The sequence below is a fragment of the Micromonospora sp. NBC_01796 genome (genome assembly GCF_035917455.1).
In the GTDB taxonomy this organism is placed as follows: domain Bacteria; phylum Actinomycetota; class Actinomycetes; order Mycobacteriales; family Micromonosporaceae; genus Micromonospora_G.
Window position 1 is genome coordinate 2,283,909 of the sequence record NZ_CP109078.1, and the last position, 21,849, is coordinate 2,305,757.

The 21,849-nt window shown below is 70.7% G+C and carries 18 protein-coding genes; 4 read left to right on the forward strand and 14 right to left on the reverse strand.

Translation table 11 applies throughout. From position 1 onward, the window contains the following. Positions 1 to 15: 15 nt before the first annotated feature. From OIE47_RS10415 to OIE47_RS10435, 5 genes are all read right to left on the reverse strand, one after another. Positions 16 to 2,205, reverse strand: coding sequence for a bifunctional glycosyltransferase/CDP-glycerol:glycerophosphate glycerophosphotransferase (locus tag OIE47_RS10415; RefSeq protein WP_326561289.1), 2,190 nt, complete (start codon positions 2,203 to 2,205; stop codon positions 16 to 18). Further along, a complete protein-coding gene (locus OIE47_RS10420; RefSeq protein ID WP_442792073.1) occupies positions 2,202 to 4,199 on the reverse strand; it encodes a DUF5941 domain-containing protein in 1,998 nt (665 codons plus the stop codon). The genes OIE47_RS10415 and OIE47_RS10420 overlap by 4 nt, the downstream gene beginning before the upstream one ends. After that, positions 4,196 to 4,942, reverse strand: coding sequence for an ABC transporter ATP-binding protein (locus OIE47_RS10425; RefSeq protein WP_326561290.1), 747 nt, complete (start codon positions 4,940 to 4,942; stop codon positions 4,196 to 4,198). The genes OIE47_RS10420 and OIE47_RS10425 overlap by 4 nt, the downstream gene beginning before the upstream one ends. Further along, positions 4,942 to 5,754 (reverse strand): ABC transporter permease, encoded by an 813-nt coding sequence (locus OIE47_RS10430; RefSeq protein ID WP_326561291.1) that lies wholly within the window; start codon positions 5,752 to 5,754, stop codon positions 4,942 to 4,944. Before OIE47_RS10430 ends, OIE47_RS10425 begins: the two co-directional genes overlap by 1 nt. A 289-nt stretch (positions 5,755 to 6,043) precedes the next feature. Next, positions 6,044 to 7,438, reverse strand: coding sequence for an L-serine ammonia-lyase (locus OIE47_RS10435; RefSeq protein WP_326561292.1), 1,395 nt, complete (start codon positions 7,436 to 7,438; stop codon positions 6,044 to 6,046). A gap of 237 nt (positions 7,439 to 7,675) precedes the next feature. On the opposite strand from OIE47_RS10435, the gene OIE47_RS10440 reads away from it, so the two are divergent. Next, positions 7,676 to 7,882, forward strand: a complete 207-nt coding sequence (locus OIE47_RS10440; RefSeq protein WP_326561293.1) for a PspC domain-containing protein — start codon at positions 7,676 to 7,678, stop codon at positions 7,880 to 7,882. Between the two features lie 72 nt (positions 7,883 to 7,954). Here the strand turns inward: OIE47_RS10440 and OIE47_RS10445 are convergent, their stop codons facing one another. From OIE47_RS10445 to pdxH, 9 genes are all read right to left on the reverse strand, one after another. Next, the gene (locus tag OIE47_RS10445; RefSeq protein ID WP_326561294.1) at positions 7,955 to 9,934 is read right to left on the reverse strand and encodes an arabinofuranosyltransferase; all 1,980 of its coding nucleotides are present in this window, start codon (positions 9,932 to 9,934) and stop codon (positions 7,955 to 7,957) included. A 7-nt stretch (positions 9,935 to 9,941) separates the two neighbouring features. Further along, on the reverse strand, positions 9,942 to 11,186 hold the full coding sequence (locus tag OIE47_RS10450; protein ID WP_326561295.1) for a glycosyltransferase family 2 protein: 1,245 nt from the start codon (positions 11,184 to 11,186) through the stop codon (positions 9,942 to 9,944). Positions 11,187 to 11,397: 211 nt separating this feature from the next. Beyond that, complete coding sequence (locus OIE47_RS10455) at positions 11,398 to 12,246, reverse strand: DUF4230 domain-containing protein (protein ID WP_326561296.1); 849 nt, start codon at positions 12,244 to 12,246, stop codon at positions 11,398 to 11,400. A 98-nt stretch (positions 12,247 to 12,344) separates the two neighbouring features. After that, the gene (locus tag OIE47_RS10460) at positions 12,345 to 13,517 is read right to left on the reverse strand and encodes an acyl-CoA dehydrogenase family protein (protein WP_326561297.1); all 1,173 of its coding nucleotides are present in this window, start codon (positions 13,515 to 13,517) and stop codon (positions 12,345 to 12,347) included. Further along, positions 13,514 to 13,816 (reverse strand): type II toxin-antitoxin system VapB family antitoxin, encoded by a 303-nt coding sequence (locus tag OIE47_RS10465; RefSeq protein WP_326561298.1) that lies wholly within the window; start codon positions 13,814 to 13,816, stop codon positions 13,514 to 13,516. The genes OIE47_RS10460 and OIE47_RS10465 overlap by 4 nt, the downstream gene beginning before the upstream one ends. Positions 13,817 to 14,011: 195 nt before the next feature. Next, positions 14,012 to 14,614, reverse strand: coding sequence for a nitroreductase family protein (locus OIE47_RS10470; RefSeq protein WP_326561299.1), 603 nt, complete (start codon positions 14,612 to 14,614; stop codon positions 14,012 to 14,014). Between the two features lie 16 nt (positions 14,615 to 14,630). Continuing rightward, complete coding sequence (locus OIE47_RS10475; protein WP_326561300.1) at positions 14,631 to 15,566, reverse strand: aldose 1-epimerase family protein; 936 nt, start codon at positions 15,564 to 15,566, stop codon at positions 14,631 to 14,633. 64 nt (positions 15,567 to 15,630) lie between these two features. Then, positions 15,631 to 17,040, reverse strand: coding sequence for an MFS transporter (locus tag OIE47_RS10480; protein ID WP_326561301.1), 1,410 nt, complete (start codon positions 17,038 to 17,040; stop codon positions 15,631 to 15,633). Then, complete coding sequence (pdxH, locus tag OIE47_RS10485) at positions 17,037 to 17,696, reverse strand: pyridoxamine 5'-phosphate oxidase (protein ID WP_326561302.1); 660 nt, start codon at positions 17,694 to 17,696, stop codon at positions 17,037 to 17,039. Before pdxH ends, OIE47_RS10480 begins: the two co-directional genes overlap by 4 nt. A gap of 250 nt (positions 17,697 to 17,946) precedes the next feature. On the opposite strand from pdxH, the gene OIE47_RS10490 reads away from it, so the two are divergent. The 3 genes from OIE47_RS10490 to sepH all read left to right on the forward strand — a co-directional run bounded on the left by OIE47_RS10490 (position 17,947) and on the right by sepH (position 21,790). Beyond that, complete coding sequence (locus OIE47_RS10490) at positions 17,947 to 19,053, forward strand: citrate synthase 2 (protein ID WP_326561303.1); 1,107 nt, start codon at positions 17,947 to 17,949, stop codon at positions 19,051 to 19,053. Positions 19,054 to 19,309: 256 nt separating this feature from the next. After that, positions 19,310 to 20,437: a phosphoserine transaminase gene (gene serC, locus OIE47_RS10495; RefSeq protein WP_326561304.1), complete on the forward strand. Its 1,128-nt coding sequence runs from the start codon at positions 19,310 to 19,312 to the stop codon at positions 20,435 to 20,437. Between the two features lie 267 nt (positions 20,438 to 20,704). Next, positions 20,705 to 21,790 (forward strand): septation protein SepH, encoded by a 1,086-nt coding sequence (gene sepH / locus OIE47_RS10500; RefSeq protein ID WP_326561305.1) that lies wholly within the window; start codon positions 20,705 to 20,707, stop codon positions 21,788 to 21,790. Positions 21,791 to 21,849 lie beyond the last annotated feature (59 nt).

The window sequence follows — 21,849 nt, forward strand, 5'->3', positions numbered from 1 at the left end:
TCCCAGGCACCCGTGTCAGCCGGGCTCGCCGAGCAGCGTACGGCGTACCACCCGCTCCGCGGCCCGGCCGTCGTCGAGCACGCAGAAGCGGGCCCGGAAGTGGGCACGGGCCTTCGCCGAGGCGTCGTTGTCGACCGCACCGGCCCGGAAAAGGTCCAGCAGGTCCGGGAAGCTCGTCGCGACCGCACCCGGCGGTTCGGCGGTGACGTCGAAGTAGACCCCCCGGGCGAGCCGGTACGCGTCCCAGTCCGGGGCGTAGATGACGATCGGCCGGTCCAGGGTGCCGTAGTCGAACATCGCCGACGAATAGTCCGTGACCAGCACGTCCGCGGCGAGGTAGAGGTCCTCGACCGACGGGTGGGCGCTGACGTCGCGTACCCGGCCGGAGGCGCTGACCTCGGCGGCCACGTCCCGGTCGTGGAAGTAGTGGCTGCGCATCAGCAGCCGGCCGTGCGGGCCGAGCGCCTCGACGAACTCGGTCGGGTCGAACGGCGGCCGGTAACCGGGCAGGTGCTCCCGGTGGGTCGGCGCGTAGAGCACCACCAGGTCGTCGGGGGCGAAACCGAGGTCGGACCGGATCGCGGCGACCTCGTCGGCGGTGGCGTTCGCGAGCCGGTCGTTACGCGGGTAGCCGGTGTTCAACGCGACGTAGTTCGCCGGGTAGGCCCGGTCCCACATCTGGGTGGAGAAGGTGTTCGAGCTGATGCTGAAGTCCCACCGGTCGATCCGGCGGAGCAGCTTCGGGAACTCCATCCCGACCGCACCGGTCGGGTACCGCTGCTGGTCCAGCCCCATCACCTTGACCGGGGTGCCGTGGTGGGTCTGGATGTGCACCGAGCCGGGCCGTTTCACCACGAAGTCGGGGAAGTTGACGTTGTTGATCAGCCACTTCGCCCGCGCCAGCGCCCGGTAGTAGGCGGGCGTGCCGGCGACCACGTACTGCACGCCGGGCGGGAGGCTCGACACCCGGTCCCGGCGGACCACGAAGACGCCCCGGATGTGCGGGGCCAGCTCACCGGCCTTGGCGTGGATCGCCGCCGGGTTGCAGGCGTAACCGCGGTACCAGTAGGCGGCGTACAGGGCCAGCGACCGGTCGATCGGGAGCCGCAGCTGGGCCTGGTAGTAGCCGCGCAGGACCGCGTCCCGGCCGAGCCGGGCGGACCGCCGGGCCGGGGGCACCACCGCGCGTCGGGCCGCGCCGACGCCGTCGCGCAACCGGCCCCGGACCAGGTGCGCGGTACGCAGGGCGCTGAACGTACGCCACTTGCCCTCGGCCACCAGCCGGTGCTTGAGCCCCTCGGCGCCACCCGGCACCGGGTAACCGCCCGGCGGCAGCCACCGCTTGTAGTCGTCGTGCATCCGGGCGAAGAACGCCGGCCGGAGCTTCGGCCCGATCCGGTCACCGTTGCCGAGGATGGTCAGGTAGTGCCAGATCATCCGCCGGAAGAGCACCGGGCGCAGGTCGTCCACCCGGGGCGACCACTCGTCCACCAGCTCGAACACCCGTTGCCAGTGCGGGAAGACCTCGAAGTGCCGGTCCCCCTGGGTACGGGTGATCGCGCCGGACCGGCGCTGCCGGTAGTTCACGCAGACCAGGTCGAGCACGCTGATCCGCTCCGCCGCCAGCACCAGCGGGTACGTGAACGACACGTCCTCGTACCAGCCGGGGCCGAACCGGAGCCCGAGGTCGACCAGGAAGTCCCGCCGGACCAGCTTGTTCCAGGCGGTGTGCAGCAGGCCGATCAGTTCCGGCCGCTGGCGCAGGCTGAACGTGGTCGGACCGGGCGAGGTCGGGAAGAGTTCCCGCATCGCGCTGCCGAGCACCGCGTTGTCCCAGTACGACCGGACATGGTCGACGATCAGCAGCTCCGGGGACGTTTCCCGCAGTCGCCGGGCCACCGTCGGCAGGCAGTCGGGGGCGAGCCAGTCGTCGCTGTCGACGAACCAGACGTACTCGCCGGTGGCACGGTCGAGGCCGATGTTGCGCGCCTCGCCCAGGCCGACGTTCTCCGGCAGCGACACCACGGTCAGCCGGGGGTCGCGGGCGGCGTACTCGGCGAAGATCTCACCGCTGCTGTCCGGGGAGCGGTCGTCGACCCCGATCACCTCGATGTCGGTGAACGGCTGCCCGAGGATCGAGTCGAGGCATTCCCGCAGGTAGCCCTCGACCTTGTAGGCCGGCACGACAAAGCTGATCAGGGTCATCGGTTCCGCTCCTCCCCGGCCGCCATGGCGGCCCGGCCGTCGACACCGTGCCCGGCACCGGGCGTACGGCGGGCCGGTGCGGCCGGCAGCATCCACCCGCTGACCGCGCCCAGGGTCAGGATCACGAAGAGGTACCCGGCCAGCGTCGCTTCACCCGCGGCGGCGACTCCCGCCAGCACCACCGCCACCAGCAGCAACAGCCGCCCGTCCCAGCCCAGGCCGTACGGCCGCAACTCGGGCGCCGCGCCCCGTTTCTCCAGCCGGGCGGTCAGGTCGTAGTGGTGCAACGCCAGCACAAAAAGCAGTGCGAAGGTCACCGGACCGGGAACGCCGGCAGCCACGTCGATGGCGATGACAAACAGGTACTCGGCGGCCCGGAGTGCTGCCGGCACCAGCCAGTCCAGCGGCCGGTTGTGCGACCTGCCCGCCGGCAGCCCGGCGGCGAGTACGGCCACCAGCCCGGTCACCACCACCGCGACGCGTACCCCGGTGTCACCCAGTCCGGCCAGCGCCAGCCCCAGCAGGGTCGCGCTGGCGGCGACCGCCAGCACACCGAGCGGCAGCGGTCCGGCCCAGCCGGGCAGCCGACGACCGAGGGCGCCAAGCCAGCCGGCGACCGGGCCGTCGTCGCGGTAGAGCGTGGTGTCGACCCGACCCAGCACCGAGACCCGCATCGACCGGGCCCGCACCGTACGCAGCGCCAACGTGTACGCCGCCGCCAGCCCGCCCCAGACCAGGACCGCGACCAGGCTCACCAGCGGGTTGAACAGGGCCACGGTCAGCGCGATCAGGGCCCACCGCTCACCGATCGGGAAAACGACGGTCCGCTTGAGCCAGTACGACAGCGAACCCGTGTCGGCCTGGACCCGGTTGGATGCCTGGCTGAGCCGGCCACCGAGCCCACCACCGGACGCCCCGGCCGGATTCGGGCGGCGGGCGGCCTCGTCGTGCAGGGCGCCGTACCAGGTGTCGGTCATGTGCCGGGCCGTCTGGAGGGTCAGCGCGGCGATCGCCAGCGTCCAGCCGTTGCCGAGTCCGGCCCGGTCGACACCGACCGCCAGACCGGCGTAGACGACGTACTCCTTCGCCCGGTCGGCCATCGTGTCCAGCCAACCACCCCAGGGGCTGAACTGCCGGGTGTACCGGGCCAACTGCCCGTCCACGCAGTCGAGCACGAAGCCGAGGTAGAGCAGGATCGCGCCGAGCACCGCCGCCCATCGGGCGCCGTACCCGAACAGGGCGGCGGCGGCCAGGGCGAACAGCACCGACAGCGCGGTCACCCCGGTCGGGCCGAGCCCGACCCGGGCGGACAACTTCGTGACGTACGGGGACCAGGTGCTGACGAAGTACGTGGTGAAGAAGTCGTCCTTCTCCTTGACCGACAACCGCAGCTCGGCCTTGTCCTCGTCGACCGAGCCGATGGCCGACACGGCGTCGTTGATGCTCTCGGCGTCGGTGGCGCGGTGGGCGACGAGCAGGCGTACCCGATGGGTGAAGATCGTGGCATCGGTGCCGGTCAGGGCCGTGAACACCCGGTCCGGCGCGGATCCCGGGCCGGTCTGCCGGGCGGCGGCGACGAGGGCCGGCAGGTCCTCGACCCCGACCCGGACCGCCCCGCCGAAGGTGCCGGTCGCGTCGGTGAACCGGCCGGCGTCGAGGCCGGCGGCGACCACCTGGCCGCGTTCCTCCCGGAGCACCGCCTGACCGGTCGCGGCGGGATCGGTCAGCACCAGCGCCACGGTCGGACCGACCGGGCTGGTGGCGAGGTGGCGCAGCACCGCAGCGTGCGCGACCAGGTCGTCCGCGCAGAGCAGGACCGGCTCGGTGGCGTGTTCGGCCAGCGTGGCCACCTCGGCCGGGTCGGCGGTGACCACGACCTGCCGGGCACCGGCCCGGCCCAACTGGTCGCGCAGCCGGTCGACCGGCGGTACGCCGTCGACCGGCTGGGCCTGACCGGGGTACGCGGAACGGGTGAGGATGACGGCCAGCGTCACGTCCGGACCACGTTGTTGTACGCGTCGAGCGCCTCGCGGACAGTGCCGTCGATCTCCAGCTTGCCGGCGTTGAAGTAGAGCCCCCGGTTGCAGAACCGGGTCAGGTCGCTCTCGTTGTGCGAAACCAGCACCAGCGAACGCCCCTCACCGAGCATCCGCTCGATGGTGGTGTAGCACTTCTTCCGGAACTCGGTGTCGCCGACCGCCATCACCTCGTCCATCAGCAGGATCGGGTGTTGCAGGTGGGAGATGACCGAGAACCCCAGCCGGACCTTCATACCGGACGAATAGTGCCGTACCGGGGTGTCGATCGCCTTCTCCACCTGATCACCGGCGAACGAGACGATGTCGTCGAAGTGGGTCTTCAGGTACTGCGAGCTGAGCCCGTGCAGGGACCCGACCAGGTGCACGTTCTCCCGGCCGGTGAGGTCGTTGGAGAACCCGGCGGAGAGTTCCAGCAGGGGCGCCACCTCACCGCGTACGGCGATCGTGCCCTCGTCCTGGATCAGCACCCCGGCGATCAGCCGGAGCAGGGTGCTCTTGCCGGTGCCGTTCTTGCCGATGACGCCGACCGCGTCGCCCGCCTGTACTTCGAACGACACGTTGCGCAGCGGCCAGAACTCGTTCGCCTTCGGCTGCCGCCCGCCCCGGTGGATGAACATCTCCCGCAGGCGCAGCTGACGCCGCCGGCCACGGACGAACTGGATGCCGAGGTTGTGCGCCTCGATGATCGGCTTGCTCACTACAGCTCCTTGAGCACGGCGGGCTCGAGCCGGCGGAAGACCCACCAGCCGCCGAAGAACAGCACCAGGCTGCCGACCACCGAGGTGGCGAGCAGTCCGGCGTCGGGGAATTCCGACGGGTACCAGATGGCGCGGAACAGCTCGAAGATGCCGACCAGCGGGTTCAGCTCGTAGATCGTCTTCACCCAGCCCGGCATGCCGGACTCCTGGACGAGCTGCAACGGGTAGATGATCGGGGTCCCGTAGAAGAGCAGCCGGGTGAACAGCCGCATCAGCCGGTCCACGTCGCGCAGCAGTACGTTCAGCGACGACAGCAGCAGCGCGACGCCGGTGAGCAGGATGGTCTGCAACAGCACCGCCAGCGGCAGCGACAGGAGTTCCCAGCCGAAGTGCAGTTCACCGAAGTACGCGGCGAGCACGACCAGTACCGGCAGGCCGGCGACGTACTCGGCGAACCGGCCGATCACCCGCCCGATCGGGAAGACCTCGCGGGGCACCTTCATCGTGGTGATCAACCGGGCCTGGCCGGTCAGCGCGCTGGTGGCCTCGCTGATCGCGGAGTTCGTCCACATCCAGGCGAAGATGCCGGTCACCAGGAACAGCGGGTACGAGTCCTTCGCCGGGCCGGCGTGGTTGCTGGTGCCGTAGAGCACACCGAAGACGAACCAGTAGATGGCACCCATGGCGAGCGGCTCGAGCAACGACCAGAAATAGCCGAGGAACGACTGCTGGTACTTGACCGCCAGGTCCCGGCGAACCAGCAGCCGTAGCGCGTTGCGATGGCTCCACACACCCGCGACGCTCGTTGTCATGGCCGCCTTCCCGAACCGGAAAATGATCGAGGGCGGCTGCGCCGGAAGGACCCACCGACGCGTCCGGTACGGATCACGTGACGACCTCTCCCGGTCACCGTCCGCGACCGCCCTAACAGCTATTGTGCTCCCGCGTCTCGTGCCGGAATCTCGGACACGGCACCCGGACCGCGGCTGCGGGCCCCGCCAGGGCGGGCCGCTGACGCGCCATAGGTTAGCAGTCGGTCAGCACGCTCGGTAGGCGGTGCCGGGCCTGCGCGAGCGCTGCTGAGCGCGGATCCATCAACCCTCAGCACTCGATGACATTGACCGCCAGCCCACCCCGTGCGGTCTCCTTGTACTTGACCTTCATGTCCGCACCGGTCTCCCGCATGGTCTTGATGACCTTGTCCAGGGAGACCGTGTGTACGCCGTCCCCGCGCAGCGCCAGCCGGGCCGCGGTGATCGCCTTGATGCTCGCCACCGCGTTCCGCTCGATGCACGGGATCTGCACCAGCCCGCCGACCGGGTCACAGGTCAGGCCCAGGTTGTGCTCCATCCCGATCTCGGCCGCGTTCTCCACCTGGGCCGGGGTCCCGCCGAGCGCCTCGGCCAGCCCGGCCGCCGCCATCGAGCAGGCCGAACCGACCTCGCCCTGGCAGCCGACCTCGGCCCCTGAGATCGAGGCGTTCTCCTTGAACAGCACCCCGATCGCCGCCGCGGCGAGCATGAAACGGACCACACCGTCCGGCGACGCGGTCGCGACGAACCGGGTGTAGTAGTGCAGCACCGCCGGGATGATGCCGGCGGCCCCGTTGGTCGGCGCGGTGACCACCCGGCCGCCGGAGGCGTTCTCCTCGTTCACCGCGAGCGCGAACAGGGTGACCCAGTCCATCACCCGCAGCGGGTCCTCCGACCCTCCGGTCCCCGACCAGCCGGCCCCGCGCTCGGTCGCCAGGGACCGCCGCAGCTCGGCCGCCCGCCGGCGCACCTTGAGACCGCCCGGTAGCACCCCGTCACGGTGGCTGCCCCGCTCGACGCACTCCTGCATCACCCGCCAGATCTCCAGCAGGCCGGTACGGATCTCGTCCGCCCCGCGCCGGGCGCGCTCGTTGGCGAACATCACCCCGCTGATCGAGAGCCCGGTCTCCTCGGTCACCTTGAGTAGTTCCGCCCCCGTGCTGAACGGGTACGGCACCCGGGTCGGGTCCGGCTTGATCCGGTCGGCACCGGCCGCCGCCTCGTCGACCACAAAACCGCCGCCGACCGAGTAGTACGTCCGGTCCCGTACCGCCTCACCGGTCTCGTCGTACGCGGTGAAGGTCATCCCGTTCGGGTGGAACGGCAGCGACCGGCGGCGGTGGAGTACCAGGTCACGGGCCGGGTCGAAGTCGATGGTGTGCGCACCGAGTACGGCCAGCCGCCCGGTCTCCCGGATCTCGGCCACCGTCGCGTCGACCCGGTCCGGGTCCACGGTCTCGGGTGCCTCACCGGCCAGCCCGAGCAGGACCGCCCGGTCGCTGCCGTGCCCGTGACCGGTGGCGCCGAGCGAACCGAAGAGTTCGGCGTGGATCCGGGTGGTCCCGACGAGCAGTCCGTCGGCCTTGAGCCCGGTGACGAACGTACGCGCCGCCCGCATCGGCCCCACCGTGTGTGAACTGGACGGCCCGATCCCTACCGTGAACAGATCGAAGACGCTGATCATCGATCCTCCTCCCGCCGCCCGCTCTGCCACATCCGGCTCCGTTGCCGTCGGGTCAGGCCAGCACCGAGCGGCGAGCCTACCCGTCATCCCAAGCATGCGTCCCGGGCGGCCAACCGGGGTAAGCACCTACGGGTACGGATGCGCCGAATCGCCCTCAGGGCGGAGGGCGTCCTGGATGTCGGTTCGTACGGTGGATACAGACGCGGCGGACGGCCGCAGAGTTGGGAGACGACGACCATGAGTCGCAAACTGGTACGACCCCGGGACCACCGGATGATCGCCGGAGTCTGCGCCGGGCTGGCCCGCCGCTTCGGTCTCTCCACCGGAGTGGTCCGGCTCCTCTTCGTGCTCTCCGTGATCCTGCCCGGTCCGCAGGTGCTGCTCTACATCGCGCTGTGGATCATCATGCCGAACGAGAACGCCCAGCAGGCGTACGTCGCCTAGCAACGCCGATCGGGGCCGTACCCGGCTGGGTACGGCCCCGATTCGTGGTCCTGCTCGTGTTCCGGGCGCCGGTCAGCGCCGGATGGCCACCACGACGTTCTGCGGCAGCTCGACGATGGTCCAGTCCGAGGTCGAGAACTGGTCCGGGGTGAACCGCAGGCTGCGCCAGGCCCAGCCGTCCGGCTGCTCGCTCAGCACGAAGACCTGGATCGGCCCGAACTCGCCGACGTTCGCCGCCTTGGCCGCGAACGCCGCCGGATCACGGGTCGAGGCGAGCTTCTCCACCTCGTCCAGCCGGTCGTCCCACCGGGACAGGGTGCTGCCGGCGGTCCGGTCGTTGTCCATGAAGCCGGGCCAGGGCAGGAACGAGAAGACCCGGTCGTCGGTGGCGAGGGTGATCGGCTGCGCCTTCGGCCCGAGTTCCCGTTCGACCGCCTGCTCGACCTCGGTGATCGGGAAGCCGGGGCGGCGACCCTCCTTCGGCGCGTAGGTCGGGTAGCCCCCACCGGGCAGCGGTTCGCTGTGCGCCATGATCGCGTACTTGCTGCCGCTCTCCGGCATCCAGGTGCTGGTGAAGCCGGCGGCGGTCCAGGCGAGCACAACGGCGAGCAGCGCCGAACCGGCCAGCCGGGGCGGGGTCAGCCGCAACCGGCGCAGCACGATCGGGGCGAGGTGGGCGATCACGAGGATGCCGGCGACGGTGAACAGGATCCCGTAGAGGCGGGCGGTGTAGTGCATGAAGCCGGTGTGCTGGGTCAGCACGTACCGGATCATCGACAGCACCCGGTAGCCGTACGCGGAGATGATCAGCAGGAGCAGCGGCCGGGCCCACCAGACCGAGCGCCACAGCCACACCAGGCCGACCAGCCCGACCAGTTGCAGCAGCCCGATCGGGTTGACGTTCAGGAACGGGAACAGGTCGGAGTTCAGCGAGCCGGAGACGTACAGGTCGGAGATCGACTGTCCGCCCTTGGTGAGGGTGGCCCAGCCGAACGGCACGATGTACCAGGACGCGACCACGAACGAGACCAGCACGATCAGGCCCAGCCGACGCAGGTACGCCCACCGGTCCGGCTCGGTCCGCCAGGCGATCACGATCAGGGCGATCAGGCCGATCGCCGCGTAGACCATCCACGCCTGGTAGGTGATCACGATGAAGCCGCCCAGGATGCCGGCGGGCAGCCAGTGCATCCGGCGCCGGGCCGGACGGGCGAAGACCTCCAACGCCCACGGTACGAAGATCGCCAGGGTCAGTACCTCGAACGCCTTGCGCGGGTCCGACCAGGTGATCAGCGTCAGGGCGGAGATGGCCACGGCCACCCACGGCCCGACCAGCCGGCGCCACATCAGGAACGCGGCGAGCACCGCCAGGGAACTGAAGAGCACCTCGGCGTCGGCGAGCAGGCGCCAGGCCGGTTCGTCCAGGACGACCGACGCCCGCCCGACCAGCCAGGCGTAGAACGGCGGGTACTCCGACGGGAGCCCGTGGACCAGGGTGTCGCTGGAGGCGATGGTGGTGGTGTAGCGCTCCGCCGAGGCCGACATCCGGCCCATGTCGCCGACCAGTCCGGCGAAGCCGAACGGGGTGCCGTTGAGGGCCGACCGGAGCATCAGCACGGTCCAGGCCGCGCCGAGACCGGCCGCCATACCGGCCACCGCCTCGCCGGACCAGCGCAGGGCCAGTACGAACACCGCGATGATCAGCAGGAACGCCGCCGCGAGTGGGATGGTGGACGCGCCCGCCGAGAACGGGTTCCGGTCGATCAGCCGGGGGATGAGGATCGCGACCGGGGTCGCCACGAGCCAGGTGAGTACGGCCACCGTGCCGCCGTTGCCCAGCCAGCCCGGCACCCGGCGACCCGTGGTCGCCGGCGCGTCGGCGGTGGTGGCGGCACTGGTCGCGGTCGTCCCGGTCGGCTCGACGGCTGCCGTCGAGTCGGCCGCGTTGCGGTCTTCGGTTGACACGTTCGCCTCGGGTGACTCGTCGGCCTGGTCCGGCCGAGCGGGGCCGGCCGGCTTGGCCGACCCGTCGGGCGTGGTCTGCAGCGTCACGGCGTCCTCAGCCGCGGGCCGAGGCGAGGTCGCTGTCGGTGCGCGCGTCGTCGACCGGGGTGACGGCGGCGTTCACGCTCGGGCTGACCCGGCGCAGGTTGAGCAGGCTGGCGAAGAGGCCGGAGAAGAGGACCGTCACGCCCAGGCCGATCACCGTGGACGAGGGAAGCACCACCCGCAGGGTCTCGGCGAGGTTCTGCTCACCGAAGCCGCTGGCTCCCCAGGCGGTGACGGCGAGAATCGACCCGGCCAGCCCGAGCAGGATCAGGAACAGCCCGGCGGCGGTGCAGGTCTCGAACCGCACCCATCTGCCCCACCAGGCCACCTGGTCCTGGTTGGTGATCCCCTCGGTGTGCCCGTAGAGCAGCGCGAAGACCCCGAAGAGCAGTAGTTGGGCACCGCTCAGTACGGCCAAACAGGTGTAGACCATGGTGCTGATGTCGAAGCCGACCCCGGCCACCTGCAGCGGCCCGAAGGAGAGCGTCGCGGTGCCGAGCAGGCCGAGCACGAACAGCACCAGCCCCGGCCAGATCAGCGTCTTGCGGGGGGCGAAGACCAGCAGGAAGCGCAGGTGACGCCAGCCGTCCCGCCAGGTACGCAGGTGCGGCGGCCGGCTGCGGCCGTCCTTCTGGAGCGTGGTCGGCACCTCGACGATGTCGTACTTGTTGAGCGCGGCCCGGACCACCAGCTCGGAGGCGAACTCCATGCCCGGCATGCAGAGCTGCAGTTCGCGGATGCGGTCCCGGTTGAAGCCCCGGATGCCGCAGTGGAAGTCGCCGACGTTGCGCAGCCCGAACAGCCGGCGCCCCAGCCAGGACAGCACCGGGTTGCCCAGGTAGCGGTGCAGCGGCGGCATCGCACCCTTGGCGATGCCGCCGCGGAACCGGTTGCCCATGACCAGGTCGTGCCCGGCGCGCAGTTCACGGATGAACGGCTCAAGACCGGACAGATCATACGAGTCGTCCGCGTCGCCCATGATGATGTACTTGCCGCGGGCCTGCTCGATGCCGTTGAGCAGGGCGCCGCCGTAACCACGGATGGGGGCGTGTGACACCCGGGCCCCCGCCCGGGTGGCGATCTCCTGCGAACCGTCGGTGGACCCGTTGTCGCTGACCAGCACCTCGCCCACCACGCCGAGTTCGGCCAGAGCCCGGACAGCTTTGGTGACGCAGATCTCCAACGTCTCTGCCTCGTTCAGGCAGGGCAGCAGGACGGTAACCTCGATCTCGTCTCCGGCAACAGAAAGTGCCACAGGCGTTTCTCCCGATTCGATTTCTCGGTGTGTCGATTGGCGAGGGGCCGGCGGCGAGGGCAGCGCGGTGCTCCGTCGGCCGCCTTCTCAAGACGCCGCTGGATCCTACCGCCACATCCCGCCCGCGTTGAGACGCCACCAGGGGACGCTAGGAGAATACCCGGCATACCTGGCTGACCTGGGATGACACCGAGTCATCGAACTCCTACGCTCAGGGAGCGGTATAGGTGACGGTCACCTTCTCGTAGCCGAGTGAGCGCAGCAGTCCCTCGAGCATTTTCCGGGTGTTCTCCTGGGCCCGGTCACCGAGTCCGCTGTCCCGAGCCGCGGCGGCGATGCTCTCCTCCGCCTTCTGGTAAACCTCGCGCTGCCGGTTCGGATCGCCACCGAAGACCTCGCCGAGCCGGTTGAGCAGCCCCCGATCCTCGGCGAATACGTAGCTCTTCTCCAGATCGAGATTGGTCTCGCCGAGTTGCGGTGCGGGCAACCGGATCTCCACCGACTTCCGATCGGCGGATTCGATCACTCCACCCTCGGAAATCTTCGCAAAGTCGACATATGACTCAACAGATCCCGCTCCGACAAAAAGGGTACGTTCGTTGAGCAGGAAGTCGGGGACGTACTTGCGGTCCTGCTGGAGGTCGATCACCACCTGGAGGTTGCCCTCGGCGGCCACGTACCGACTCAGGTCCTGGATCGACTTCAGCAACGGCGGCTGGCTGCGGTCGGTCGTCTCCTGCGCGAACGGGTTCCGCCAGCTCGGCCACAACCCGGTCGCCCGTACGCCGAGGAACAGCACCAGCACCACGACGAGCGCACCGGCCAGCCAGAACAGCCCACGCCCACGCTCCGGCGCGGTGACGATCACCGGCTCCGGCTGGGTGGGATCCGTCCCGTGGTCGTGATCCACCGGGTGGTCGGCGTCCTCGGCGTCGGCGGCCCAGCGCCGATCCGGGGCCGGGGCGGTCGGTGCCGCCTTGCCCTGCGCCGCCGGTGCCTTGCCCTGCGCGTACTCCGGGTACTCCCGGGTGGGCTCGTTGACATCTCCGCTACGGGACATCTGCCCTCACCGTCCTCATCAGACCGTTTGCCTGGTACAAACGGTACGGGTCGGGTACGACAACACGACCACTGCCGTACTTGTACCCGACGGGACGGTCAGTTGAACGCGGCGATCCCGGTCAACCGCTGACCGATCACCAACTGGTGGATCTCCGAGGTCCCCTCGTAGGTCAACACGGTCTCCAGGTTGCTGGCGTGGCGCAGCACCGGGTACTCGCCACTGATCCCGTTCGCGCCGAGGATCGTCCGGCACTGCCGGGCGATGGCCAGCGCCTCCCGTACGTTGTTCAGCTTGCCGACGCTGACCTGGTCCGGGCGCAGCACACCGTTGTCGGCAAGCCGACCCAGGTGCAGCGCGAGCAGGTAGCCCTTCTGCAACTCGACCGCCATGTCGGCGAGCTTGGCCTGGGTGAGCTGGAAACCGGCGATCGGTCGGCCGAACTGGGTCCGGTTGACCGCGTAGTCCAAGGCGACCTCCAGGCAGTCCCGGGCAGCGCCGAGCGCACCCCAGACGATCCCGAACCGCGCCTCGGTCAGGCAGGACAGCGGCGCCTTCAACCCGGTCGCCCCGGGCAACCGGGCCGCTGCCGGCAGCCTTACCCCGTCCAGGACCAGTTCACCCGTGGAGGATGCGCGCAGCGACATCTTGTGCCGGATCTCCCGCGCGGTCACCCCGGCACTGTCCAGCGGTACGACAAAACCGCGCACCCCGTCGTCGGTCCGGGCCCAGACCACCGCCAGGTCGGCCAGCGGGGCGTTGGTGATCCACATCTTGGTGCCGGTGAGCACCCAGTCGGTGCCGTCGCGGCGGGCCGTGGTCGCCATCGAGGCCGGATCCGAGCCGTGGTCGGGTTCGGTCAGGCCGAAGCAGCCGATCGTCTCGCCCGTCGCCATCGTCGGCAGCCAGGACTGCTTCTGCTCCTCGCTGCCGTACCGCCAGATCGCGTACATGGCGAGCGAGCCCTGCACCGACACCAGGGACCGCAGCCCGGAGTCGCCCGCCTCCAATTCCAGGCAGGCCAGCCCGTACGCGACCGCCGAGGCGCCGGCGCAGCCGTACCCGGTCAGGTGCATGCCGAGCAGGCCCAGTTTGCCGAACTCGACCGCCAGCTCGCGGATCGGCGCCTCGCCGGACTCGTACCACCCGGCGACGTGCGGGCGGACCCGGTCGTCGACCAGCCGGCGTACGACCGAACGGATCTGCCGCTCCTCCTCGGACAGCAGCGCGTCCAGGTCGAGCAGGTCCAGGGGCGGGGCGGGCGCGTTCACTGGGTCGCCCCGAGCACGAGCACCCGGGCGTGGATCTGGTTGCGCTGCTGCAACGCCGCACGGAGCGCCCGGTGCAGGCCGTCCTCCAGGTAGAGGCCGTTGTTCCACTGCACGACGTGCGGGAACAGGTCGCCGTAGAAGGTGGAGTCCTCGGCCAGCAGCTTGTCCAGAGCCAGCTCCCGCTTGGTGGTGATGAGCTGGTCGAGCCGGATCGGACGCGGCGGGATCTCCGCCCACTGCTTCAGAGTGAACTCGTGGTCCGGGTAGGGACGTCCGTCCCGAACCGCTTTGAAGATCACGACGGTACGCTCCCCTCCCCGTGGCCGAGCCGGCCCTGCCATGTGACCGTGCCAGTCTGACCGTGCCTCACCACGCCCGGTGACACCGGCACCAAACCGAAGGCCGGTGTCAGCCTAGCGACCGACAACGACATTGCGGTTTGTTCCCGGATGTCGATTTCGTTACTGCCCGTCCGGCAACTGCCGACCAACCGGTCAACTCCATTGACCGCGATGCACGACCTGTTCAACCGGGCGACGACCTCGATCCAACGACGGCGACCGATGGTCCGGAGCGCGATAACCGATGGTGATCGCCCCGATGGGAACAAATTCCTCCGGTACGCCGAACGCCTCCCGGTACGACGAAAGCCGCTCCGGCGGGATGCCGAAGAAACACGCACCGAGCCCTTCGTCAACCGCGGTGAGCAGCATCAAAAGAGCGGCGAAACCGGTGTCGACATACCAGTACGGCACCGGCCACCGGTTCTCGTCCCGATCGGCCCAGCCCTTGTCCGGTTCGGCGTACCGGTCCAGGTAGGCCGAGCGGTTGGCGTGCGGGACCACGATCAGCGGCGCCCGCCGCATCCCGTCGAGCCACCGCCCCCGCCCCGCCCGCGCCGGAGTCGCCGCGGCCCAGAACCGGTCCCGGTCCGGGGCGTCGGACAACACCAGGAAGCCCCAGCCCTGGGAGAACCCGGCCGACGGTGCCCGTACCGCGTGGTCCAGCAGTCGGTCGACCACCTCCGGCGGGACCGGTCGGTCCGGGTCGTAGTTGCGCACCATCCGCCGTCGCCGTACGACCTCCGCGAATTCCATCCGAGCGACCCGATGCCTATTCGGCGGCAGGGCGGATGCCCCAGCTCGCCCGCCAGGTCGCGCCGGGTGCCAGCACGATCACGTCCCGGCCGGACCGGAACGCGTCCGGCGGGCAGGTCATCGGCTCCACCGCGACCGAACGGCGGTACCGGTCCCCGATCAGGGTGTCGCCGGTGAACACCTGCCACCAGCCGAACGCCGGGTCCGCCCAGATGCTGACCGCCGGCTCACCGGCCGGGCCCGCGAGCGTCACGCTGGAGCCGTCCGGCCCCTGGTCGATGTCGCCGAAGGTGACGTCGAGCACCGCCTCGCCGATCCGCTGGGGCTCGGTGAAGTCGTACTCACTGCCGGTCACCTTCACCGCCCCGATCGGCAGCATCCGACCGTCGACGAGCAGCCGGCTGCGCCCCGGCACCCGCAGCCGCACCTCCTCGACCGGCACCCCCGGCAGCCGGAAGTACGGATGTACGGAGAGCCCGAACGGGCACTCCTGCGCGCCCAGGTTGGTCACCTCGTGCTCGGCGCGCAGCCCGTCCGGGCCGATCGACCACCGGGTGCTCAGCCGCAGCGGCCACGGGTAGCCGATCTGGGCCGGCAGCTCGCAGGCGACCGTGATCGCGTCCGGGGCCTGCTCGACCAGGTGCCAGGGCAGCCAGTTGACCAGCCCGTGGATGGCGGTGTGCTTGTCCGGCTCGGTCAGCGAGAGCTGGTACGCCCGCCCGCCGAAGCTGTACCGGCCGTCCCGGATCCGGTTCGGCCACGGGGCGAGCACATGCCCGGCACTGCCCGGCGAGACCTCGTCGTCGGCGTACCCGTCGAGGTAGTCCACCCCGCCGACCCGGTAGGCGCGCAGTCCACCGCCCACCTCCACCACGACGGCCTGCTGGTCGCCACCCGTGATCGTCCACTGTGTTCCGGACAGCGGGCGGGGCCCGGTCTCGACGTTGTCCATGCCGGGACGATATCGGTTGTCCCCGGCCACCGCCCGGTCACCCGCCGACCCGGCCACCAGCGAGTCAGTCCGCCGGGGTGGCCGGGGCCCGGTAGCGCAGCAGTGCAGGGAAGGCGAGCGCGAGCAGCGGGGCCAGCACGACAACCGCCAGCCCACCGCCGACCCAGGCGAACCCGACCCCGAGCGAGGAGGCCATCAGCCCGGCCCGCAGGTCACCGAGCCGGGGCCCACCGGCCACCACGGTGATGTTGACACCCTGCAACCGGCCGCGCATCCGGTCCGGTACGTAGACCTGCAGCATCGACTGCCGGAACACCGAGCTGACCAGGTCGGCGGCGCCGGCCAGGGCGAGCAGCCCGACCACCAGCCAGAGCTGGTGCGCCAGACCGGCCAGCGCGATGCTGATCCCCCAGCCGACCACCGCGACAACCAGGGCCAGGCCCTGGCGCTGGATCCGCCCGATCCAGCCCGAGGTGAGCCCGCCGAGCACCGATCCGATCGCGATCGCGCTGTAGAGCAGGCCGATCGCCGCACCGCCGCCGAACCGTTCCTCCGCCACCTCGGGGAAGAGGCTGCGGGGCATGGCCAGGACCATCGCGATCAGGTCGATGGCGAAGGAGAGCAGGAGCAGGGGCGTGGTGGCCAGGTAGTGGAAGCCGTCCGCGATGGTGCGCAGGCCGGACCGGCGGGCGGGCGGCGCGGCGGCGTCACCCTCGGTCGCGTCCTCGACCAGGGGCGCCAGCGACGGCAGCCGGTAGGTGGCCCAGAGCGAGACGGTGAACAGCACCGCGTCCACCCCGTACGCCAGCGGCAGGCCGGTCGCCGGGGCCCAGGCGGAGAAGATCAGGCCGGCGGTGAGCGGACCGGCGACCCCGGCGGCCTGCGAGGTGGTGAAGCCGAGGGTCAACGCGGCCGGCACCAGCCGGGTCGGCACCAGCCGGGTGATGATCGCCTGGCGGGCCGGTGAGCTGATCCCGAACGCGGCCGACTGGACCGCGACCAGGGCGAGCAGCAGCACCGGACTGCCCACCCGGAACACCGCCTGGAGCAGCAGGCCGAGGGTGGTGGCCCAGAGCAGGGTGGTGCTGACCAGCAGCAGCTTGCGCCGGTCGACCAGGTCGGCGACGGCTCCGCCCCAGATGCCGAAGATCACCAACGGCACCAGGGTGGCGACCCCGAGCAGGCCGACCCAGAGCGAGTCGCGGGTCAGGCTGTACATCTCCACCGGTACGGCGACCGCGGTGAACTGCATGCCGTACATCGACACGCCGTTGCCGATCCACAACCGGCGGTACGCGGGCACCCGGAGCGGGCGTACGTCGATCGCCCACCGCGACGGTGTCTTCTCGCTCTTGTCCGCCGCGAGCGTTTGCTTGTCTGCTGCGAGTTTCCGGTCTTCGAGGCTCTGCTGACCGCTTTGCGGGTCTTCGACGAGCTGCCCGGAGTCCTGCGCGGAGCCCGGTTCGGAACTCATGGTGCCAGTCGTTCGATGATCCACCCCTGTTCGTCGCCTCGACGGTAGCGCAGCCGATCGTGCAGCCTGCTGGTCCGTCCCTGCCAGAACTCCACCGTCTCCGGCAGCACCCGCAGGCCGCCCCAGTTCGGCGGCGGTGGAATCGGGTCATCGTCGCCGAACCGGTCCACAACCGCCCGGTAGCCGGCGTCGAGGGTCTCCCGGTCCGGGAGAACCCGCGACTGTGGGCTCGCCCACGCCCCGAGCCGGGAACCGCGTGGCCGGCTGTCGAAGTACGCCTCGGTCTCGGCCCGGTCCACCGGCTCCACCGCCCCGCAGACCACCACCTGGCGTTGCATCGGGAACCACGGAAAAACCAGGCTCGCGTACGGATTCGCGAACGCTTCGAGGCCCTTGCGCGACCCGTAGTTGGTGAAGAACACCAACCCGCGCTCGTCGTACCCCTTGAGCAGTACGGTCCGCCCGCTCGGCCGACCGGCGGCATCCGCGGTGGCGACCACCATCGCGTTCGGCTCGGGCAGGCCGGCGGCGACCGCGTCGACGAACCAGCGGTCGAACTGGGTGTACCAGTCGGCTGCCAGATCGGCGCGGTGCAGGCCGCGTTCGCCGGAATAATCGCGGCGAATACCCGCTGGTGGAACTGTGTCTCCCGTCACCCCGCCATCTTGCTGTACCCGCTTCGACCTGCGCGAACCGGCATCGGCCAGGTAATTTGCCGGCAGTCGATGGATCCGCGCCGGGTGCCCGGCCACACCTGTGTTGTGCGTAGCACAACCCGTTCGGGTCGCAAAGTTAGTTACTCACCAGGCAAGATGGCACGAAATACATCCCTGAGGGTCGCCTAAGGAGCTCCGGTTACGCCGATGAGCCCCGGGTGTACGGACGATGCAGATCCAGGAGAGCGAAATGTCCGACTTCAAGCCGGGGCTGGAAGGCGTGATCGCCTTCGAGACCGAGATTGCCGAGCCCGACAAAGCGGGTGGCTCGCTGCGCTATCGAGGCGTTGACATCGAGGATCTGATCGGACAGGTCTCCTTCGGCAACGTGTGGGCGTTGCTGGTGGACGGCCGGTTCGGCCCCGGTCTGCCGCCGGCCGAGCCGTTCCCGGTGCCGGTGCACTCCGGCGACATCCGGGTGGACGTGCAGTCCGCGGTCGCGATGCTCGCCCCGTACTGGGGTCTCGACCAGCTCCTCGACATCAACGACGAGCAGGTACGCGAGGACCTCGCCCGGGTCTCCGTCACCGCCCTGTCCTTCGTCGCCCAGTCGGCCCGTGGCCTGGGCCTGCCGGCGGTGCCGCAGAAGGAGATCGACAAGGCCCAGACGATCGTCGAGCGGTTCATGAAGCGCTGGCGCGGCGAGCCGGACCCCCGGCACGTCAAGGCGGTCGACGCGTACTTCATCTCCGCCGCCGAGCACGGCCTGAACGCCTCCACCTTCACCGCCCGGATCGTCGCCTCCACCGGCGCCGACGCGGCGGCCTGCATCTCCTCCGGCATCGGGGCGCTCTCCGGCCCGCTGCACGGCGGTGCGCCGTCCCGGGTGCTGCACATGATCGAGGCGGTGGAGCGCAGCGGCGACGCCGAGGGGTACGTCAAGGGCGTACTCGACCGGGGCGAGCGGCTGATGGGCTTCGGCCACCGGATCTACCGGGCCGAGGACCCGCGGGCGCGCGTGCTGCGACGTACCGCCAAGGAACTGGGCGCCCCCCGGTTCGAGATCGCCGAGGCGCTGGAGAAGGCCGCCCTCGCCGAGTTGCAGGCCCGCAAGCCGGACCGGGTGCTCGCCACCAACGTCGAGTTCTGGTCCGCGGTCGTGCTCGACTTCGCCGAGGTGCCGGCGCACATGTTCACCTCGATGTTCACCTGCGCCCGGATGGGCGGGTGGAGCGCGCACATCCTGGAGCAGAAGAAGCTCGGCCGGCTGGTCCGCCCGGCCGCCCGGTACACCGGTCCGGGCACCCGCAAGCCGGCCGACGTCGAGGGCTGGGACGCGGTCGTCCACAACGTGTGATCCCGACCACGCTGGTGGCCCATCCGACTCCGGTCGGGTGGGCCACCGCCGTTTCCGCCCCACGGTTGTGGCGGACGACTCACCGGGGCGGTGGGACTGCACCGGGTCAGGGGCTCGGGTAGTGCGAGGATGAGGGCTCGGCAGCGTCGCCGGACATCCATGGATCCGGCTCGCGGCGCCCCCGCTGCCCGTGCACCCGGAGCCCCCGCCTCCCAGGTCGGGCCGCGCCGGCCCATCGGAAGGATCGTCGATAACCGTGGCTGACCCATCGACCATCAGGATCCCCGACGAGTTGAAACCCGCCGACGGCCGGTTCGGTGCCGGCCCGTCCAAGATCCGCCCGGCGGCCGTCTCCGCGCTCGCCGACGTGGCGACGACGTTCCTCGGCACCTCCCACCGGCAGCGGACCGTACGCGACCAGGTCGCCCGGCTGCGCCAGGGCCTCGCCGACTTCTTCTCCCTGCCCGAGGGATACGAGGTCGTCCTCAGCAACGGCGGCACCACCGCCTTCTGGGACGTCGCCACCTTCGGTCTGGTCCGCGACCGGGCCCAGTTCGCCAACTTCGGCGAGTTCGGCGCCAAGTTCGCCAAGGCGGTCGGTGACGCACCGTTCCTCGGTACGCCGACCGTCCGCAAGGCCGAGGCCGGCTCCGCCCCGGCGCTGGTCGCCGAGGCCGGTGTGGACGTCTACGCCACCCCGCAGAACGAGACCTCGACCGGCGTGGCGGTGCCGGTCCGCCGGGTGGCCGGCGCCGACCCGGACTCGCTCCTGCTGGTCGACGCGACCTCCGGCGCGGGCGGGCTCGACGTCGACGTACGCGAGACCGACGTCTACTACTTCGCCCCGCAGAAGTGCTTCGCCTCCGACGGCGGCATCTGGATCGCGCTGATGTCCCCGGCCGCGCTGGCCCGCGCCACCGAGATCAAGGAGTCGGGGCGCTACATCCCGGCCTTCCTCGACCTGGTCACCGCGGTCGACAACTCCCGGCTGGAGCAGACCTACAACACCCCGGCGCTGGCGACCATCTTCCTGGCCGCGGAGCAGACCGACTGGATGAACAAACAGGGCGGGCTGGCCTGGGCTGCCAAGCGCACCGCCGAGAGCGCCGCCATCCTGTACGGCTGGGCCGAACGCTCCGAAGTGGCGACACCGTACGTGATCGACCCGGCGCTGCGCTCGAACGTGGTCGCCACGATCGACTTCACCGATCGGGTGGACGCCGCCGCGATCGCCAAGGTGTTGCGGGCCAACGGGATCGTGGACACCGAGCCGTACCGGAAGCTGGGCCGCAACCAGCTCCGGGTGGCGCTCTACCCGGCGGTCGAGCCGGCCGACGTGGAGGCGCTGACCGCCTGCATCGACCACGTGGTCGCCGCGCTCTAGCACCCGCCGGACCCCCACCGACGGTTCCCGTGGTCCAACCCGGAGTGCCCGGACGCGTACCCTACGAACGCGTCCGGGCCACCCGGTCGGCCGGGCGGGTGTCGGATGCCCGGCTGCACGGGGTGTTCATTGATCATTCGTGCAGCTCACCCACGACATGCGGGCGTGGCATCCCCCACGCGCGGGCGGACCGGCGTACCGTGTGGCGAGGACGCCCGGGTGGCTGGCTCGTGGCGTGGGCCGAGCAAGCGGGACGGAGGCAACGCGATGCGACCGGTACGCTTCGTCGCCCTCTCCGAGGACGGCCAGGCTTTGGTGCTCGCCGACGAGGTGGGCCGCCTGCTCGCGCTCCCCATCGACGAGCGGGTTGCCACGGTTCTGCACGCCGAACCGGGTGGCACTCCCCTGACGGTGGTCTCCCCGGCACAGGACCCGGTGGCCTCACTGTCGCCACGGGACATCCAGGCCCGGATTCGCGCCGGCGAGTCCGCCGAGGACGTCGCCCGGATCGCCGGGGTCCCGGTCGACCGGGTGCTGCGTTACGCCGGCCCGGTCCTGCAGGAGCGGGCGATGGTGGCCCAGCACGCGCGGCGTACCCGGCTGAAGAACTCGGAGAAGAGCGTTCCGCTCGCCGAGGTGGTCGACGGCCGGTTGGCCCAGCACAGCATCGACACCGAGAAGATCTCCTGGGACGCGTACCGGCGCGACGACGGCACCTGGCGGATCATCGCGAGCTGGCCGTCCGGCAAGGCCACCGCGCAGGCCGTCTGGGACCTCGACAAGACCCGGCAGATGGTGTCCCCGCACGACGACATGGCGCAGTACCTGTGCGCCGAGCGGCCGACGCCGATCCTCGGCCAGGAGCCGTCGCCGGAGCGGGGCGGACACGGGCTGCCCGGCCCGACGCGGGTCGAGCCGACCCGTGGTGGGCACGGTCTGCCGGCCGCCACCGGCGACCAGCACGCCCCCCGCCCGACCCGGGACCCGATCCGGGCCGGCCGGGACGCGCTGCTCGCCTCGCTCGACCGTCCACTCGGGTCAAGTGCCGGTCGCGGGCTCGAGCCGGTCTCCCCCGCCGCCCACACCAACTACGAGGCGCCCCGGCCACGGCCGGTCGCCGGTGGTGCCGCGGCACTGCTCGGCGGGGGCCAGGGTTCGGCCTTCGACGACGACGCGGACCTGCCCAAGGAGGTCCCCGCGGTACCGTCGCTGGCGGTGCTCCGGCCCCGTCGGACCACCGCACCGGCGGCCACGAACGAGACCACCGACCAGTCCGGCAAGCCCCGCAAGCGGCTCCCGAGCTGGGACGACGTCCTGTTCGGCAGCGGTCCCGCACAACGCGAAACCTCCTGACGGCACTCCCCGCCGCGCGCCGATCTTCTTGATCGACATCTACCGTTGGCGCGTGGCAG

Excerpts from the sequence above, each read along its gene's own strand:
- OIE47_RS10415 (WP_326561289.1), bottom strand. The coding sequence starts at position 2,205 with ATGACCCTGATCAGCTTTGTCGTGCCGGCCTACAAGGTCGAGGGCTAC.
- OIE47_RS10430 (WP_326561291.1), bottom strand. The coding sequence starts at position 5,754 with ATGACAACGAGCGTCGCGGGTGTGTGGAGCCATCGCAACGCGCTACGG.
- OIE47_RS10435 (WP_326561292.1), bottom strand. The coding sequence starts at position 7,438 with ATGATCAGCGTCTTCGATCTGTTCACGGTAGGGATCGGGCCGTCCAGT.
- OIE47_RS10440 (WP_326561293.1), top strand. The coding sequence starts at position 7,676 with ATGAGTCGCAAACTGGTACGACCCCGGGACCACCGGATGATCGCCGGA.
- OIE47_RS10455 (WP_326561296.1), bottom strand. The coding sequence starts at position 12,246 with ATGTCCCGTAGCGGAGATGTCAACGAGCCCACCCGGGAGTACCCGGAG.
- OIE47_RS10470 (WP_326561299.1), bottom strand. The coding sequence starts at position 14,614 with ATGGAATTCGCGGAGGTCGTACGGCGACGGCGGATGGTGCGCAACTAC.
- OIE47_RS10475 (WP_326561300.1), bottom strand. The coding sequence starts at position 15,566 with ATGGACAACGTCGAGACCGGGCCCCGCCCGCTGTCCGGAACACAGTGG.
- OIE47_RS10480 (WP_326561301.1), bottom strand. The coding sequence starts at position 17,040 with ATGAGTTCCGAACCGGGCTCCGCGCAGGACTCCGGGCAGCTCGTCGAA.
- OIE47_RS10490 (WP_326561303.1), top strand. The coding sequence starts at position 17,947 with ATGTCCGACTTCAAGCCGGGGCTGGAAGGCGTGATCGCCTTCGAGACC.
- sepH (WP_326561305.1), top strand. The coding sequence starts at position 20,705 with ATGCGACCGGTACGCTTCGTCGCCCTCTCCGAGGACGGCCAGGCTTTG.